Origin of the sequence: Rubrivirga halophila, from assembly GCF_046845755.1 — a bacterium.
GTDB lineage: Bacteria > Bacteroidota > Rhodothermia > Rhodothermales > Rubricoccaceae > Rubrivirga.
This window is the reverse complement of sequence record NZ_CP177357.1, coordinates 3,724,026-3,740,068: the sequence shown is the minus strand read 5'-3', so window position 1 is coordinate 3,740,068 and position 16,043 is coordinate 3,724,026. Positions and strand designations below refer to the sequence as shown.

Genomic DNA, 16,043 nt, shown 5'->3' with positions numbered 1-16,043 from the left:
GCCCCCCCGGGGTTTCCCCCGTGCCATGAAGACGCTCCACCTCGCCGCCGCCCTCCTCGCCGTCCTCGTCGTCGGGTGCGCGCCGACGGCGCCGATGGCGACGGCGCCCACGCCCGAGGGCCGGACGTTCACCGTCCTCCAGATCAACGACGTCTACGAGATCACGCCCGTCGAGGGCGGGCAGTCCGGCGGCCTCGCGCGCGTGGCCGGGCTCCGCCAGCAGCTCTTGGCCGACGACCCCCGCACGATCACCGTCATGGCCGGCGACTTCCTGAGCCCGTCGGCGCTGGGGACCGCCCGCGTCGACGGCGAGCGGCTCTACGGCCGGCAGATGGTCGCCGTGCTCAACGCGCTCGGGCTCGACGTGGCCGCCGTCGGCAACCACGAGTTCGACGTGAGCGCCGACGCCTTCGCGGCGCGCGTCGCCGAGGCCGACTTCCCGTTTATCACCGCGAACGCCGTCCAGCCGAGCGGCGCCCGCTTCGACGACGTCCCGCCCCGCCTCGTGATGACGGTGCCGACAGCGGGTGGCCCGGTCCGCGTGGGCATCGCCAGCGTGGTCCTCCCCTCGAACCAGAAAGACTGGGTGGCCTACCTCGACGCCGACTCGACCCTGCGCGCCGAGGTCGCCCGCCTCGACGCCGAGACCGACGTGGTGATCGGGCTGACGCACCAGGCCTTCGCCGACGACGTCCGCGCGGCGGCCACGATCGACGGGCTCGACCTGGTGCTGGGCGGGCACGAGCACGAGAACGTGCGCGCGTACCGGGGCGCGCGGATGGTCCCGATCCTGAAGGCGGATGCGAACGCGCGGACGGCCTACGTCCACCGCGTCACGGTCGGGACGGACGGTGCGGTGTCGGTGGCCTCGGAGCTGGTTTCGATCACCGCCGCGACGCCCGAGGACCCGGCCGTCGCGGCGGTCGTCGCCGAGTGGGTCGAGACGGCGTACGCGGGCTTCATCGCCGACGGCTTCGACCCCGAGGCCGTCGCCGTGACGACGACCGACGACCTCGACGGCCGCGAGGGGACGGTCCGCACCCGGCCCGCACGCCTCGGCGCGCTCATCGCCGACGGGTTCGTGGCGGCCTCCGGCGCGGACGCCGGGCTCTTCAATGGCGGCTCGATCCGCGTCGACGACGTGCTGGCAGCCGGCCCGTTCCGCGAGTACGACGCAATCCGGGTGCTGCCCTTTGGCGGCGAGGTCGTGACCGTCACCCTGCCCGGCGCCGTCCTCGCGCGGGTGCTCAGCCAGGGCGACGCGAACGCCGGCACGGGCGGCTACCTTCAGCGCTCGGCCGAGATCGGCCAGGCCGCCGACGGCACGTGGACGATCGGCGGCGCCCGCCTCGACCCGGCCCGGACGTACACCATCGCGACGAACGACTTCCTGGTGCTGGGCCTGGAGACGGGCCTCGACTTCTTCAGCGTGGAGGGCAACCCCGAGATCACCCAGGTCGGCACGCACGGCGACGTGCGGCGGGCGCTGCTCGACCAGCTGGTGCGGGTCTACGAGTAGCGCGCGGCCGTCCCGGGGCCGGTCGAGAGCGTCACGGACGGGCTCGCGGCCGTCACGAGCCGCCTCGACGCCGTCCCGGACGATCTCGCAGGCGTCTTGGGCCTTCTCGATGGTCTCTCGGACGAAGTCGAGGCCCTCACGAAGCTTCTCGATGCCGTCTCGGACGCTCTCGACGGGGTCGCGGGCCGCCTCTGCGTCGCGAACGATCTCGACGCTCTCACAGGCTGGTTCGACACTGTCACGGGCTCCCTCGAGGGTCTCACGAGCCCGGTCGAAACCCCTTCACAATCGGGGTGGAGGTCTCCCGCCGGCCGGTGGGCGGCCGGGGCTGCGGACCCCACGGGTCGCCGAGCGAGTATGCATGCCGCACTCGGACCTCTGTGCCATGAGCGCTCCCCACCTTGTTCTGGCGGCCCTCGTCGTCGTCGTGGCGGCCTGGATCGGCCTCAGCGTCTGGGAGGTCGCCGCGCGCGCCCGGCTCGACCAGACGACCCCCCAGATCCGCGCGGCCTTCGAGGCGCACGCAGCGCCGTACACCGCGCGCGGCGACCTCCCGCCCCCCGCCTACTGGGACTTCCGGCGCGGGCGACTCGTGGAGTACCCGCCGGGATCGGCAGAGCAGGTGCAGAGCGAGGACCCCGAGGCGCCGTTCGTCGTCGCCACGGTCGTGCGCGAGGACACGGCCACCGGCGAGCGCTGGCCGCTCTGGATGTGGGGGCTCTGGGTGGGCGCCGTCCCCGGAGTGCTGTTCCACGGGCTCTTCGGCGTGGCGGCGGTGGGCCTGCTGGCGTGGTGGCTGCGGCTGCGCACGGACGCCGGGTAGCCCGCTGCGGCAGGCCGGGGGAGCCGTCCCTGCGTCTCCGTGTATCTCCGTCGCCCGTCCCCCGTAGCGCCTCGACTGCCGGAGGGCCGCTTCCGAACGCCGGTCTGTCCTCCACCCGCCACCAAAGCTTGTCTGTGAGTCGCCGAGCCCGACGGATCGCGCTGTGGAGCGTCGCTCCGATCCTGATCGCCAGCGGGCTCTTCGCCCTCGGCGTGCTCTGGCCGCTCCCGACCGCCGTGCCCGTCGTCACGGACCACCCGGTCGCCTTCGTCGGCGTCACCCTCATCGACGTCGAGCGCGGGCTCGCCGTGCCCGACCGCACGGTCGTCGTCGACGGCGGGCGGATCACCGCCGTGGCGGGCGCGCACGAGGTGCACCTCCCCGACGACGCCGAGCGGATCGACGCCCGCGAGCGGTACCTCCTGCCGGCGCTCTGGGACATGCACACGCACGTGTATGCGATCTCGCCCCTGCTCGACCTCCCGCTCTACCTGAGCTACGGCGTGGCGAACGTCCGCGACATGCTGAGCTGCCCCCAGGCCGGCGACCCGTTCATCTCGTGCCCGGAGGACAAGCGCCGGTGGACGGACGAGGCCGAGCGGGGCCTCCGCGTCGGCCCACGGATCGTCTCGACCGCGAGCTTTATGGCGAACGGCCCGGGTATGCAGGCGCGGCTCCCGAACGCGCCGCCCTTCGTCGGCGCCGAGACGCCCGCGCAGGCGCGCGCGTTCGTGCGGCACGAGGCGGCCCGCGGGGTCGACGAGATCAAGGTCTACGACCGGATCCCGCGCGCCGCCTACTTCACGCTCGTCGCTGAGGCGCACCGGGTGGGCCTCGACGTGGTGGGCCACCGGCCCCACGCGGTGAGTGCTGTCGAGGCCGCCGCGGCCGGGCAGAAAAGCGTCGACCACGCCCGCGTCTTCCTGCACGAGGCGTACTCCGGGAGCGCCGCGCTCCGCGCCGCGGCTGGGACCGACGCCTGGCGCGAGGACCGACCGCGGATGGTCGCCGAGCACGACTCGGCGATGGCGCAGGAGATCTTCGCGGCGTTCGTCGAGCACGGCACGTGGTACGTCCCCACCCACCTGACGCGCTGGTCCGACGCCTACGCCGACGCCCCGGCGGTCCGCCAAGACTCCCTGCTCCAGTACCTCCACCCCCTCATGCGGTGGCAGTGGATGGAGGACGTCGACGCCACCGTCGCCGAAGACCCGACGCCGCGCGGGCGGCAAGCGTACCGCGACGTCTACCACGCGGGGCTCGCCCTGACCGGCGCGGCCCACCGGGCCGGCGTCCCGGTCCTCGTCGGGACGGACTACATCGTGGCAGGCGCCGACGTGCACCGCGAGCTCGAGCAGCTCGTGGCGGCCGGGCTGTCCGCGGCGGACGCGCTCCGGGCGGCGACCCTCCACCCCGCCCGCTACGCCGGGCTGGAGCGGACGTCCGGGAGCGTCGCGGTCGGCAAGGTGGCCGACCTCCTCCTCCTCGACGCCAACCCGCTCGACGACATCCGCCACACGCAGCGCATCCGGGCCGTCGTGTTCAACGGCAACCTGTACGACCGCGACGCGCTCGACGGGCTCCAGGCCCTCGTGAGGCAGCGCGCCCGCAGCTGGGCCGTGGCGTGCAAGATCCTGTGGCGGTTCGTCAAACGCCCCGCCAGCTACTGACGCCGCTCCGCCCGATCCGCCGCCGCCCCGCAGGCGACGACGCGAGCGGGGCGAACGGCGTCGGCGAGCCTCAGGCGGGGACCGGGGCCACGCCGATCTCTTGGGCCAGCTCGCGGAGCTGCTCGAACGTCAGCGACTGCGGGCCGTCGGACAGCGCGTGGTCCGGGTCGGGGTGCGCCTCGACGATCAGGCCGTGCGCGCCGGCCGCGAGCGCCGCCTTGGCGAGCGCCGGGACCCAGCGCCGCAAGCCGGCCGCGTGGCTCGGGTCGACGATGACCGGCAGGTGCGTCCGCTCCCTAGCGACGACGACCGCCGACAGGTCGAGCGTGTTGCGGGTCGCCGTCTCGAACGTCCGGATCCCGCGCTCGCACAGGATCACGCGCTCGTTGCCGCCCGCGAGCACGTACTCGGCCGCCGCCAGCCACTCGTCGATGCTCGACGACATCCCGCGCTTCAAGAGCACGGCGGCGTGGCTGCGGCCGACCTCCTTGAGTAGCTCGAAGTTTTGCATGTTGCGCGCGCCGATCTGGAGCACGTCCGCCTCCCGGGCCACGGCCTCCACGTCGCGGGGGTGGACGACTTCGGTGACGATCGGCAGGCCGTGCTGGCGGCCGGCCTCGTGCATCAGCGCGAGCCCTTCGAAGCCCATGCCCTGGAAGTCGTACGGCAGCGTCCGGGGCTTGAAGCAGCCGCCGCGCAGCATCAGCCCGCCCGCCTCGCGGACGGCCTTGGCGCTCGCAAAGATCTGCGCCTCGCTCTCGACCGAGCACGGCCCGGCGATCAGGACGGGCGGCTCGGTCCCGCCGATGCGCACGCCCGCGATCTCGACGACGGTGTCGGGCCGGTCGATGCGGTCGGTGAGCGCGCGGCGGCTGGGCTTCACAGACGCGGGCGCGGTCGCCTTGGGGCGGGCGGTCTCCTCGGCACGCGGAGCGAGTGCGGCGCGCGGCGTCTCGGCGCGGTAGATCGGGTACGAACCCAGCACGCGCAGCATCCGGGCCTTCGCGGTCGCCTGCGCGACGGCGTCCGCAACGTGCGATTCGTGCATCCCGCCCTCGAGGTCGATGTAGAACAGACTCTGAAACGGCGTCGTGGGCGACGGCCGGCTCTCCAGCTTGGTCAGGTTGACGTCGGCGTCGGCGAACAGCTGGAGCATGCCCGCGAGTGCGCCCGTCGCGTGGTCGGTCGCCAGCACGAGCGACGTTTTGTGGGCCAGGCGCGGGTCGTGCGCGAGCGGCTCGGTCGCCACGACCAGGAAGCGCGTAAAGTTGTCCTTGCGGTTCGCGATGTGGCGCTTGATGACGTGCAGGCCGTACAGCTCGGCGGCGTCCTCCCCGGCGATGGCGGCGCGCGTCGGGTCGCCGGACTCGGCGACCGACCGGGCGGCCCCGGCCGTGTCGGTCTCGGCGTCGACGTGGACGTCGCCCAGCCCATCCAAAAAGAGGCTGCACTGGCGGAGCGCCTGGGGGTGGCTCCCGATGCGGCGGATCTGGGCCAGCGGCACGTCTTCGGTCGCCAGCAGGCAGTGCTCCACCTTCAAGATCTCCTCGCCGACGATGTGCAGCCCGGGCTCGACCAACAGGTCGTAGACGCCCGAGATCGGCCCGGCCGTCGTGTTCTCGACCGGCAGCACGGCGCGGTCGGCCTTGCCGCGCTTGAGGAGATCGATGGCGCCCCCGAACGTGCTCGCGCCGACCGTCTCGGACTCGACCGCCGCAAAGTGATGCCGCGCCGCCGAGTGGCTGTAGCACCCGTCGACGCCCTGGTAGGCCACGCGGACGCCCGCCGCGTCGCCCTGCTGGCGGACGGCCTGGTAGCGGACCGAGTGGCGCAGGATCTGGCGGTAGAGCTGGCTCGCGAAGTAGCCGTCGACGCCGGCGTCCTCGGCGAGCGCGTGGACGCGGGACAGAAGGTCCTGCTCGCGGCCGGGGTCGAAGAGGGGGAGCGCGTCGTCGGCGGCCTTGACGGCGGCAACGTCCGCGACGAGCCGCTGGCGGTCGGCGAGCGCGGCGACGAGCCGGCGGTCGACGGCGTCGAGGTCGTCGCGCAGGGCGGAGAGGTCGGTGGACTCGGACATGTCGGGGGGGAGGCTCTAAACGAAAAAAGCCCGCCGGGAGGGGCGGGCTCTGCAAAGCGGACCGGGGAGGCTGGCTACCCCGTCTGCTGCGTGCCCGCCGAACGCATAAACCAATAGCCGTAGGGACGGGCGGTGGCGAGCGTGGGGCGGGCGTCGATCATGGGCCGATGGTACTTGTCGGGCGAGCGCGGCGCAAGGCCGACGCGAGCGCTCGGCGCAGATCGGGGCCCGGAAGCGCTTTTCTTCTCAAGGCGGTTCGACTCCTGAGGCCTTCCCTCCCCGCGCAGGGCCCGCTGACGGCGTGACGATCGCCCGACATCGCGCGGCATATGTCGTAGCCTTCGTCTCGCTCGCACTCCGATGATCCGGATCGTCCTCCTTGCAGCGCTCGCGACGGCCGCGGCGGCTCAGCCCGGGCCGGAGGCCTACCTCGCCGTGCTCGCCGACCCCGACGCACGCGGCCACGCCCGGCTCATCGCCCAGGCCTGGCCCGCGCTCCCCGACTCGGTGCGCCGCGCGCTCGGGCCGCCGGACCGTCCCGGCGTGGGGGCCGAGGTCGCCGCGTGGTGGCGCGGCGCCGACCCGCTCCCGGCCACGCCCGACCTCGAAGGCGTCGCCGAGCACCTCCGCCGCGTCGCGGTCGCCGTCCGGCGCTACCCCTCGGACGCGCCCGCCGGGTTCGACGCGCGCGGCGAGGTGCTCGTCAAGCTCGGCGAGCCGCCCCACGCGCGGCGACTCTACTCGCCCACGATGCGCCGCGCGAGCGTCTACGACCGCGCGCCCGACAACGAGCTGTGGACGTACGGCCGCCGCGGCCCCGTCTACCTGTTCGTCGACGACCGCCGGCGCGGCTGGCGCGAGGCCGAGCCCGTCGACCTCATCCCGTTCGAGCTCCGGCGGACCGAGGCGGCGCCAGCGATCCTGGCCGAACTGCTCCCGCCAATGGCCGTCTCGGATCGGAACTACCTCCGAGCCCTTCACACCATCGAACGGGCGCTGAATCCGATGGAGGCCACGCCCGAGTTCGGGCTCGACACGTCGGCGCCGGGGTATCGAGACCGCCTCGGGCACAACCTCCACTACGCCGTCCGCACCGAGACGCGGCGGGCGGTGCGCCAGCGCGACGCGACCGTCGAGCCGACCGGACCGGCGCTCCCGGTCGTCGTCGAGATCCCGCTGGCCGTGCGCGTCGCCCGGTTCCGCGCGGCGGATGGCGGGACGCGCGTCGAGGTGGCCTACGCGCCCGAGCCCGGGGCGTACGTCGGGCTGGCGGGCGCGCACACCGTCCGGTCGGTCGCAACGCTCGCGGAGGCGGGGCGGCCGGCGAGCCGGCCGTTCCCCCGGGAGGCGGCCTCGCTCGCGCTCCCGCCTGCGGCCACCCGGCCCGGCGGCACGACGCCCGTCGTCGCCGCGACGCTCGCCAGCCTCGGCCGCCACGCGACAGTCGCCGTCCAGGTCGACGTGGTCAACGACACGGGCGCGACGGTCCGCCGCGCCGTCGAGCGCGTCGGCCCGCTGGCGCCGCTGTCGGTCGGTTCCGGCGGGCTGCTCATGAGCGATCCGCTCCCCCACCTCGTCCCGCCCGGCGCCCAGCGCGCCATCGCGACCGCCGACCGCGCGGACGCCGTCGCGGCCCGCGAGCGCTGGCGGTACCCGTACACCGTCGTCGTGCCGGGCGCCGACCTCGGCGTTTACGTCGAGGCGTACGACCTCGGCACACGCGATGGGCGGTCGAGCTACGAGGTCGAGCGGACGGTCGAGATCGAGCGCGGCGGCGAGCGCCTGTTCGTGTCGCGGAGCGCGACGGTGTCAGGGACGAGCTCGGGGACGGCGCGCGAGTTCGTGGTGCTGCCCGTCCCGGCGGAGGCGCGGCCCGGCGACCGGGTCGTGTTCGAGGGCGTCATCCGCGACACCGTCACCGGCCGCTCCGGGACGTGGGCGCTGGCGTTCGGCGTCGCGGAGTAGCGCGGGCGGTCGGGAAACCTCGACCCTCCGCGAGCGGTCCGGGCGCCATGCCCGACGCCGCGCTCGTCTCCCTTCGGTCCGCCGGCCGCCGCGTGGGCGACCGCTGGGTGTGGCGCGGGCTCTCCGTCGCCGTCCGCCCCGGTGACCGGCTGGCGGTGCGCGGGGCGTCGGGTGCCGGCAAGACGCTGCTGCTCCGCGCGCTCGCGGGCCTCGACGCGCTGGACGAGGGCGAGCTCGGGGCGAACGGCGCGCCGGTCCTCAGCTTGCCCGGCCACCGCGCGGCCGTCGCCCACATCGCCCAGCGGCCGGCGCTGTTCGACGGGACCGTGCGCGACAACCTGAGCGCCCCATTCGCCTTCGCCGCGCACGACGGCGTCTACGACGAATCCCGCGCGCTCGCGCTGACGCATGCCTTAGCCCGCGAGCCGGCCCTGCTTGACCAGTCCGTCGACGGGCTCTCGGGCGGCGAGGCCGCGACCGTCGGGCTGGCGCGCGCCCTCCTCACCGCCCCGACGGTGCTGCTTCTCGACGAGCCAACATCTGGACTCGACCCCGACCGCGCCGCCGCCGTCGAGGCCGTCGTCGACGCCTTTCTCGCCGCCGACCCGCGCCGCGCCGCCGTCTGGACGAGCCACGACGCCGCCCAACTGGCGCGCGTCACCGACCGGTCCATCGACTTGTGAGCGCAGCCGTCGACATCTCGCTGTGGCAGCTCGTGCTGGCGTCGGGCCTGCTGCTCGTCGCGCTCGGCGCGTCGGTCGCGCTCCGGCTCGGGCTCACGACGGGGCTGGCGGTCGCGGCGACGCGGATGGTGGCCCAGCTGTTTTTGGTCGGGCTCGTGCTGGAATGGGTGTTCTCGACCGACAGCGCGCTCTTGGTCGTGGCGCTGGCGGTCGGGATGGCGCTGCTGGCGGGGCACGCGGCGGTGCGGCGGACCTCGCGGCGCTTCCGGGGGATCTGGGCGGACGCGCTCGTCTCCGTGCTCGGCGCCTCGTTCATCGTCACCGGCGCGGCCGTCGTGGGGATTCTGCGCATCGACCCGTGGTACGACCCGCAGTACGTGATCCCGCTCCACGGGATGCTGCTCGGGAACGCGCTGACCGGCATCTCGCTGTCGCTCGACCGCTTTATGGAGGGCGCCGGCCGAGGGCGCGGGCTCGTCGAGGCGCGGCTGGCACTCGGCGCGACACGCTGGGAGGCCGCCCGTCCCCTCTTCCGCGAGGCCGTTCGCACCGGGCTCGTGCCGATCACCAACTCGATGGCGGTGATGGGCGTCGTGAGCCTGCCCGGCATGATGACGGGGCAGATCCTGGCGGGCGCCGCGCCGGCCGACGCGGTCCGCTACCAGATCCTGATCGTGTTCATGATCGCGGCGTGCGTGGCGCTGGCGGCGCTCGGCGTCGTCGGGCTGGCGTACCGGCGCCTCTTTTCGGCCGACCACCGCTTCCACCCGGAGCGGCTAACGGACGCCTAGGTCAGAACCAGATCCACCCCTCGCGCCGCGCCAGCACCTCGTCGTCTGGGGAATGCACCGCGCCGCGCGCGTAGTCCGCCGCAGCGACGCCGCACAGGATGGCGTCGAACACGTGGTCCGACGCCTGGGCCCGCTCGCGGATGGCTGGCGCGATCTCGAGGTCGAGGGCGTCGAGGAGCTCGGCGCGCCGGGCACCCGCGTCGGGCGCCTTGTAGCCGCGGGGCGAGAGGCCGCGGCGGATCAGCGTCGCCGCCGGGTATACCTCGATGGCCTGCCGTCCCGCGACCGCGCCGGGCGTCCATCCGATTTCGACCGGGACGTGCTCGCGGACGGCCGCGAGTGTGGCGAGGGCGACATGCGCCGTCCGCGCAATCCGGTCGGCGCCCACGTCGAGCGGCGTCTTGCGGATCGTGCGCTGGACGAACCGGTCGGTCTCGCGCCGAAACAAGTCGTTGGGCGTGATCTCGAGGGCGTCGCCCGCGCGGTGCTCCGCCAGCCGGCCCATCTCGACGGGCCACCCGAGCGGCGCGTCGAGCGCGAGCACAGCGTCGGCGGAGTCCGCGAGCCAACCCGCCAGCGTGTCGACGATGTCAGTGCGCGACCGCCCCACGCGCGCGTCGTGGACGGTAAGGCCGGAGTCCGAGAGGGTGGCGACCGCGAGCCCGGTGTTCTTGGGCTGGGTGGCGCAGTCGAGACCGATCAGGCGCATGTCGAGGCGAGGGAGAGCGGCGGGCGGGCTACCCCTCCCCTTCCAAAAAATCGACGGCGAGGTGCGCGAGGGCGCGGACGCCGAGCGGGAGCGCGGCCTCGTCGATGCGGAACAGCGGCGAGTGGTTCGGCGGGAACGCCTCGTCGCTGGCGCCGGGCGTCTTGATCCCGAGCCAGAGGTAGAGGCCGGGGACCTCGTTCGCGAAGTACGAGAAGTCCTCGGCACCGAGCACGGGCGTCACGTCCGCGCCGAAGCCGTCGCCGGCGACGGCCTGGAGCGTCGGCGTCATCTGCGCCAGCAGGGCCGGGTCGTTCGCGGTCACCGGGTACCCGTACTCACCCGCGATCGTGACCTCGGCCGTCGCGCCCTGGCTGGCGGCGATGTGCTCGACGGTCCGCCGGATGCGCTCGTGAAGGAGGGCCCGGACGCCGGCGTCGAGCGAGCGGATGGTCCCGATCATCAGCACGGAGTCGGGGACGATGTTGGACCGCACGCCCCCGTCGATCCGCCCGATCGTGACGACGGCCGGCGAGGTCGTCAGGTCGATCTGGCGGCTGACGATCGTCTGGAGGCCGGTGACGATGAGCGCGGACGTGGCAATCGGGTCGACGCCGCCCCACGGCAGCGCGCCGTGCGTCTGCTTGCCGCGAACCACGATGCGCAGGTCGTCGGCCGAGGCCATCATCCCGCCGGGCCGCGTCAGCACCTCGCCGACCTCGTACATGCTCGTCACGTGGAGACCGAACACGCCGTCGACGCCGTCGAGCGCGCCTTCGGCCACCATCTGCTCGGCGCCGGCCGGGGCCTCGCCCGCGGGCGCCCCTTCCTCGGCGGGCTGAAACAGGAAGACGACCGTGCCCGGCAGGTCGGCCCGCATCCCGGCCAGCACCTCGGCGACGCCCATCAGAATCCCGACGTGCGCGTCGTGGCCGCAGGCGTGCATTACGCCCACGTCCAGCCCGTTGTAGGTCGAGCGGACAGTCGAGGCGAACGGGAGGTCAACCATCTCGGTGACGGGGAGCGCGTCCATGTCGGCACGGAGCGCGACCGTCGGCCCGGGCCGCCCGCCGCGCAGCGTGCCCACGACGCCCGTCCGCGCGACGCCGGTGCGCACCTCGATCCCGAGGTCGGCGAGGTGGCGGGCCACGTACCCCGCCGTCTCGGTCTCGCGGTTCGACAGCTCGGGGTTCGCGTGGACGTGCCGCCGGTACTCGACGACGTTCGCCGAGACCTCGGCCACGGCGGCGTCGATGCGAGCGCCGAGGTCGGTCTGCGCGGCGGCCGGGAAGGCGGCGAGGAGGACGGCGAGGGCGAGCAGACGGCGCATGGCTGGGGGAGAGGGTGCGTCGCCAAGATCGGCACCCCCGGCCCCCGACCGGTAGGTTCAGTGGTCCGGCTCGGCGGCCTCTCGCCACTTCGACCCATGCGCTTGCTCCTCGTCGCCCTCGTGGCCCTGATCACTCTCTCAGCCTGCGCTGACGCTCCGTCCTCCGGCGCTCCGGACGACAGCGAACCCACCGCGAGCGCGGACGCCGAGCGCGCCGCGATCCTGGCCGTCCTCAACGGCGAGACCCGCGCGGCCCTCTCGCGCGACTACGACGGCTGGCGCGAGCACTGGGTCCACGAGCCGTATGTCGTCAAGACGTACCTCGACCTCACAGACGGCACCGGCTCCGAGATGCGTGGGTTCGCGGCCGTCAACGACTTTGTCCGGGACTACCTCGACGCGCACCCCGAGCCCGAGCCACCGCCGCCCGCGCTGGAGACTGCCGACATCCGCCTCTACGGCAACGGCGCCGCGGTCACCTACGAGCAGCAAGACGCCGACCAGGGCTGGAAGCGGGAGTCGCGGCTGATGGAAAAGGTGGGCGGCGACTGGCGGATCGCCGGGATGCACACGACGATCTACGGGCCCGAGCGGCCGGACTAAGCCGCGAGCGGTCTTCTGGCGCGACGGGTCCGCACACGCCCCGGCCGAGCTGCGAGAGTGCTCGCCCCCCCTACGGCGCCCCCTCTCCCCTCAGGAGAGGGACAGCCGAAGGCCGGCGCCATCCAACGCGCAGCAAGCCCGCCCGCTGGCGCAAGCCGAGAGCCGATCGTGGCGCCCACTTGCCAACGCAAAGTGGATCGTCTACTTTGGGTTGCAAAGAGACCTCTCCCCCATGCGCCCCGACCGCCCCGCCCTCCGCTCGCGCCAGCCGGCGACCCCGCCCGACGCGACGGCGGCCTCCAGCCTGCGCTTTATCCGCGAGACGATGGCGCGGACGGGCACCTTCACGGCCGTCCCCGGCTGGGGCGGCGTGGCGATGGGCGCGACCGCGCTGGCGGCGGCGGTCGTGGCCGCGCGGCAGCCGACGGTCTCGGACTGGCTGACCGTCTGGACCGCCGAGGCGCTCGTCGGGCTCGTCGTCGGCGGGTGGGCGACGGCGGCCAAGGCGCGGCGCGGCGGGCATGCCCTCCTCAGCGGCCAGGGCCGCAAGTTTTTGCTCGGCCTCCTGCCCGCCCTGCTCGTCGGCGTCGCCCTCACGCTGGCCGTCTTCGCCTACGAGGTCGGCCCGACGGGCGAGGTCGCAGCGCGCGGCGGCACCATCGACGCGATCGCCAGCTACCGGCTGCTGCCCGGGCTGTGGCTGCTGCTCTACGGCGCGGGCGTCGCCTCGGCCGGGATGTTCTCGATCCGGCTCGTCCCCCTCATGGGCTCGCTGTTCATGCTCACCGGCGCGCTCGCGCTGCTGGCGCCCGCCGCCTGGGGCGACGCCTTCATGGCCGTCGGCTTCGGCGGCCTGCACATCGTCTTCGGCCTCCTTATCGCGACCCGCCACGGCGGCTAGCGGGTGAGGAGGGATGGGTCACGAGTGATGAGTCCGAACCAGAAACCGACGACAACCATGCCCGACTCCACATCCTCGCGGCGCGCGGTCCGCCCGGCGCCCTCTGTCCCCGACCTCGACGCCATCGTGCACCAGCGCGTGCGGCTCGGGATCTTGAGCGCGCTCGCGGCCGGCGGCACGACCTCGTTCACCGACCTCAAGACCGTCCTCGAGCTCACCGACGGCAACCTGTCGGTCCACGCCCGCAAGCTGGAGGACGCCGGCTACATCGAGGTCCGTAAGTCGTTCGCCGAGCGCGTCCCGCTGACCGAGTACGCCCTCACCGACGCCGGCCTGCGCGCCCTCGGCGACTACCTCGACGCGATGGAGGCCGTCATCGCCTCTGCCCGCCCGTCGTCATGACCGCGCCCTCGCCCCGCTGGGCCGGGCTCGCGCTCGTGCCCGCCGCCGTGCTCGTCTCGACGGGCCTCCTTCAAAGCGCCAGCGGCGTCGTGGTCGGGCGGCCCGACTGGCTGGTGCACCCGGCGCTCGTGCTGGGCGGGCTGGCGCTCGCCGTCGCGCTGGCGGCGGCCGACGCGCTGCGGCTCCGTGTCGAGCGCGCGCCTGACGCCGTGACGCTGCGGCTCGACGTGCGGCGGCGCCCTTTCGCGCTCGCGGCAATCGCCAGCGCCGCCACGTTCGCGGCCGTCATCGCGGTCTACCTCGTCGCCGAAAACCTGGGCTGATCCACCCGTCGGGCACCTCCGAGCCCACTCACATCTCCAAACTTTGAAATGCAAAGAACTCTCCAGTCTGCCGGCTTCCACCTCGCCCTCGTCATGGACGGGAATGGCCGCTGGGCCGAGCGCCGGGGCCTGCCCCGCGCCGCCGGCCACCGCGCGGGCGCCGAGGCCCTGCGCCGCGTCGTCGAGGCCGCGCCCGGACTGGGCGTCGGCGCGCTGACCGTGTATGCGTTCTCGGCCGACAACTGGCGGCGCCCCCCGCGCGAGGTCTCCGCCCTGATGTCGCTCCTTGGGGCGACGCTGCGCGCCGAGGCCCCCAAGCTGCGCCGCGCGGGCGTCCGGCTCCAGATTATCGGTCGCCGCGACCGGCTGCCGCTCGCGCTCCGCTCCGCCGCCGCGCGCGCCGAGTGGGAAACGCGCCGGGGCTCGCGCCTCACGTTGCGGGTCGCCGTCGACTACTCGGCGCGAGCCGCCATCTGCGACGCCGCTGGCCGGCTGGCAGGCAACAACGGTCCGCCGAGTCGAGACGCCTTTGAGGCCGCGCTCGGCGCCGCCCTCCACCCCGACGGCGGTGCCTCGCCCGCGGTCGACCTGCTCGTCCGCGCCGGCGGCGAGCGGCGGCTGAGCGACTTCCTGCTCTGGGAGGCCGCCTACGCCGAGCTCCGCTTCGACGACACGCTCTGGCCCGACGTCGACGGCGACTGGCTGGCGGACGCGGTCGCCGACTTCGACTCGCGCCAGCGCCGCTTTGGCGGCCTGGTCGCCGCCTGATCTCGTGTTCGCCCTCGCCCTGCTAACGGCGCTACTGGCCCTCGCGGCCCTCACCGTCGTCGCCCTCCTCGCGCTCGTCCGTCTCGGGCGGCGCCTCCTGTCGACCCCGATCTCCCCCCCGACCATGTTCAAACGTCTCGCCGCCGTCGCCTTCATCTTTGTCGCCTGCTCCGTCGCCTGGATGGTGCTGGGCGGCACCGTCACGCACCGCACGTCCGAGAGCGACAGCTATCTCCGCGCCAGCGTCGGGGAGCTGTGGGGCGGGCCCCAGGTCCAGCACGCGCCGACACTCGCGCGACTGGGCACCACCACGCGGTCCGTCGTCCGCCAGCAGCCCAACGCCGAGGGCACTGGGCTCGAGTCGGTGTCCGAGACGGTCACGGAGGCCACGCGCGAGCCGGTCCCGCTCGCCGGGACGCGGCTGGCGGCCGACCTCGCGCTCGACCACCGCCGCAAGGGGTTGATGTGGTACCCGACGTATGCGGCGACCGTCGACGCCCGGTACCGGCTCCGGAATGACGGCGACGCGGGCCGGTTCGAGTTCACCTTCCCCTTGCCCGACGGCGCCTCGGTCTTTTCCGGCCTGGAGCTGGACGTCGACGGCGACTCGGTCGGCGTCGACGCCGAGGGCGGGGCGATCCGGCACGGGCTCGCGCTGAAGGCCGGCGAGTCGGTCGTCGTCCGCGTCCGCTACGGGTCGCAGGGCGTCTCGACGTGGCGCTACGCGCTCGGTGCCAGCCGACACACCGTCCGCCGCGAGGAGTCGGCGGGCGTCGGCGTGCAGACGGCGCGCGACCTGACGGTGCGCGTCACGACCGACTTCGACGCCGTCGACTTCCCCGAAGGCACGCTGTCCCCGACGGCCAAGCGCGCCACGAGCGGCGGCTGGGTGCTGACGTGGGACTACGGCACGCTCGTCGCCTCGGCGGACGTGGGCGTGGCGATGCCGCAGCGCCTCAACCCGGGCCCGTGGGTCAGCCGGGTGACCTTCTTCGCGCCCGTCAGCCTGTTCCTGTTCTTCTTCGCCGTCTTCGTGCTCTCCGTCCTGCGCGGCGTCCGGCTGCACCCGATGCACTACTTTTTCCTCGGCGCCGCCTGCTTCGCGTTCCACCTTTTGCTGGCGTACCTCGTCGACCACGTGTCGGTCGGCGTGGCGATGGCGGTGGCGTCCGTCGTGAGCGTCGGCCTGGTCGTGTCGTACGTGCGGCTGGTGGCCGGCCTGCGGTTCGCGCTCGTCGAGGTCGGCGGTGCGCAAATGGTGTACCTCGTCGCCTTCGCGGCGACGTTCTTCCTGGAGGGCTTTACCGGACTCGCCGTCACGCTGCTCTCTGTCGCCACGCTGTTCGTGACGATGCAGGCGACCGGCCGGCTCGACTGGGAGGCCGTCTTGAACCGCCCCGAGGTCGACATCGACGCGGCCCGCCGCGAGCGCCCGGCGGTCGGCATCCCGGCGTGATCCCGTCCTGCCGGCCGGGCGGGCCC

At 73.9% G+C, this 16,043-nt stretch carries 15 protein-coding genes; 12 read left to right on the top strand and 3 right to left on the bottom strand.

Annotation, left to right across the window (positions count from 1 at the left end; all coding sequences use genetic code 11):
• The first annotated feature begins 25 nt into the window (after positions 1-25).
• From ACLIRP_RS16315 to ACLIRP_RS16305, 3 genes are all read left to right on the top strand, one after another.
• Positions 26-1,519: a bifunctional metallophosphatase/5'-nucleotidase gene (locus ACLIRP_RS16315; protein WP_412061534.1), complete on the top strand. Its 1,494-nt coding sequence runs from the start codon at positions 26-28 to the stop codon at positions 1,517-1,519.
• Positions 1,520-1,904: 385 nt separating this feature from the next.
• Positions 1,905-2,342 (top strand): hypothetical protein, encoded by a 438-nt coding sequence (locus ACLIRP_RS16310; RefSeq protein ID WP_412061533.1) that lies wholly within the window; start codon positions 1,905-1,907, stop codon positions 2,340-2,342.
• Positions 2,343-2,476: 134 nt separating this feature from the next.
• A complete protein-coding gene (locus ACLIRP_RS16305) occupies positions 2,477-4,012 on the top strand; it encodes an amidohydrolase family protein (protein ID WP_412061532.1) in 1,536 nt (511 codons plus the stop codon).
• Positions 4,013-4,082: 70 nt separating this feature from the next.
• On the opposite strand, the gene aroF is transcribed toward ACLIRP_RS16305, so the two are convergent.
• Positions 4,083-6,089: a 3-deoxy-7-phosphoheptulonate synthase gene (gene aroF, locus ACLIRP_RS16300; protein ID WP_412061531.1), complete on the bottom strand. Its 2,007-nt coding sequence runs from the start codon at positions 6,087-6,089 to the stop codon at positions 4,083-4,085.
• Between the two features lie 360 nt (positions 6,090-6,449).
• Here aroF and ACLIRP_RS16295 point away from each other — a divergent pair, with 360 nt between their 5' ends.
• From ACLIRP_RS16295 to ACLIRP_RS16285, 3 genes are read left to right on the top strand one after another with little or no spacing between them, the layout of a single operon-like run.
• Positions 6,450-8,054: a hypothetical protein gene (locus ACLIRP_RS16295; RefSeq protein ID WP_412061530.1), complete on the top strand. Its 1,605-nt coding sequence runs from the start codon at positions 6,450-6,452 to the stop codon at positions 8,052-8,054.
• Between the two features lie 47 nt (positions 8,055-8,101).
• Positions 8,102-8,737: an ATP-binding cassette domain-containing protein gene (locus ACLIRP_RS16290; RefSeq protein ID WP_412061529.1), complete on the top strand. Its 636-nt coding sequence runs from the start codon at positions 8,102-8,104 to the stop codon at positions 8,735-8,737.
• Positions 8,734-9,528, top strand: coding sequence for an ABC transporter permease (locus tag ACLIRP_RS16285; protein ID WP_412061528.1), 795 nt, complete (start codon positions 8,734-8,736; stop codon positions 9,526-9,528). The genes ACLIRP_RS16290 and ACLIRP_RS16285 overlap by 4 nt, the downstream gene beginning before the upstream one ends.
• A gap of 1 nt (position 9,529) precedes the next feature.
• On the opposite strand, the gene ACLIRP_RS16280 is transcribed toward ACLIRP_RS16285, so the two are convergent.
• Positions 9,530-10,237: a DUF429 domain-containing protein gene (locus ACLIRP_RS16280; protein WP_412061527.1), complete on the bottom strand. Its 708-nt coding sequence runs from the start codon at positions 10,235-10,237 to the stop codon at positions 9,530-9,532.
• Between the two features lie 28 nt (positions 10,238-10,265).
• A complete protein-coding gene (locus ACLIRP_RS16275) occupies positions 10,266-11,564 on the bottom strand; it encodes an amidohydrolase (RefSeq protein ID WP_412061526.1) in 1,299 nt (432 codons plus the stop codon).
• 96 nt (positions 11,565-11,660) lie between these two features.
• Between ACLIRP_RS16275 and ACLIRP_RS16270 the strand changes: the two genes are divergently transcribed.
• The 6 genes from ACLIRP_RS16270 (at position 11,661) to ACLIRP_RS16245 (ending at position 16,017) form a co-directional block, all read left to right on the top strand.
• Positions 11,661-12,167, top strand: coding sequence for a hypothetical protein (locus tag ACLIRP_RS16270; protein WP_412061525.1), 507 nt, complete (start codon positions 11,661-11,663; stop codon positions 12,165-12,167).
• 232 nt (positions 12,168-12,399) lie between these two features.
• Complete coding sequence (locus ACLIRP_RS16265) at positions 12,400-13,068, top strand: hypothetical protein (protein ID WP_412061524.1); 669 nt, start codon at positions 12,400-12,402, stop codon at positions 13,066-13,068.
• 57 nt (positions 13,069-13,125) lie between these two features.
• Positions 13,126-13,470, top strand: coding sequence for a winged helix-turn-helix domain-containing protein (locus ACLIRP_RS16260; protein WP_412061523.1), 345 nt, complete (start codon positions 13,126-13,128; stop codon positions 13,468-13,470).
• Positions 13,467-13,793: a hypothetical protein gene (locus tag ACLIRP_RS16255; RefSeq protein ID WP_412061522.1), complete on the top strand. Its 327-nt coding sequence runs from the start codon at positions 13,467-13,469 to the stop codon at positions 13,791-13,793. Before ACLIRP_RS16260 ends, ACLIRP_RS16255 begins: the two co-directional genes overlap by 4 nt.
• Before the next feature lie 48 nt (positions 13,794-13,841).
• Positions 13,842-14,561 (top strand): polyprenyl diphosphate synthase, encoded by a 720-nt coding sequence (gene uppS / locus ACLIRP_RS16250; RefSeq protein ID WP_412061521.1) that lies wholly within the window; start codon positions 13,842-13,844, stop codon positions 14,559-14,561.
• 4 nt (positions 14,562-14,565) lie between these two features.
• Entirely contained in the window at positions 14,566-16,017 is a 1,452-nt protein-coding gene (locus tag ACLIRP_RS16245) for an inner membrane CreD family protein (RefSeq protein WP_412061520.1), read from the top strand.
• Positions 16,018-16,043: the final 26 nt, after the last annotated feature.

Bases quoted from the DNA above. Each gene is read 5' to 3' on its own strand.
- ACLIRP_RS16315 (WP_412061534.1), top strand. From the start codon at position 26: ATGAAGACGCTCCACCTCGCCGCCGCCCTCCTCGCCGTCCTCGTCGTC.
- ACLIRP_RS16310 (WP_412061533.1), top strand. From the start codon at position 1,905: ATGAGCGCTCCCCACCTTGTTCTGGCGGCCCTCGTCGTCGTCGTGGCG.
- aroF (WP_412061531.1), bottom strand. From the start codon at position 6,089: ATGTCCGAGTCCACCGACCTCTCCGCCCTGCGCGACGACCTCGACGCC.
- ACLIRP_RS16295 (WP_412061530.1), top strand. From the start codon at position 6,450: ATGATCCGGATCGTCCTCCTTGCAGCGCTCGCGACGGCCGCGGCGGCT.
- ACLIRP_RS16290 (WP_412061529.1), top strand. From the start codon at position 8,102: ATGCCCGACGCCGCGCTCGTCTCCCTTCGGTCCGCCGGCCGCCGCGTG.
- ACLIRP_RS16280 (WP_412061527.1), bottom strand. From the start codon at position 10,237: ATGCGCCTGATCGGTCTCGACTGCGCCACCCAGCCCAAGAACACCGGG.
- ACLIRP_RS16275 (WP_412061526.1), bottom strand. From the start codon at position 11,564: ATGCGCCGTCTGCTCGCCCTCGCCGTCCTCCTCGCCGCCTTCCCGGCC.
- ACLIRP_RS16270 (WP_412061525.1), top strand. From the start codon at position 11,661: ATGCGCTTGCTCCTCGTCGCCCTCGTGGCCCTGATCACTCTCTCAGCC.
- ACLIRP_RS16265 (WP_412061524.1), top strand. From the start codon at position 12,400: ATGCGCCCCGACCGCCCCGCCCTCCGCTCGCGCCAGCCGGCGACCCCG.
- ACLIRP_RS16260 (WP_412061523.1), top strand. From the start codon at position 13,126: ATGCCCGACTCCACATCCTCGCGGCGCGCGGTCCGCCCGGCGCCCTCT.
- ACLIRP_RS16255 (WP_412061522.1), top strand. From the start codon at position 13,467: ATGACCGCGCCCTCGCCCCGCTGGGCCGGGCTCGCGCTCGTGCCCGCC.
- uppS (WP_412061521.1), top strand. From the start codon at position 13,842: ATGCAAAGAACTCTCCAGTCTGCCGGCTTCCACCTCGCCCTCGTCATG.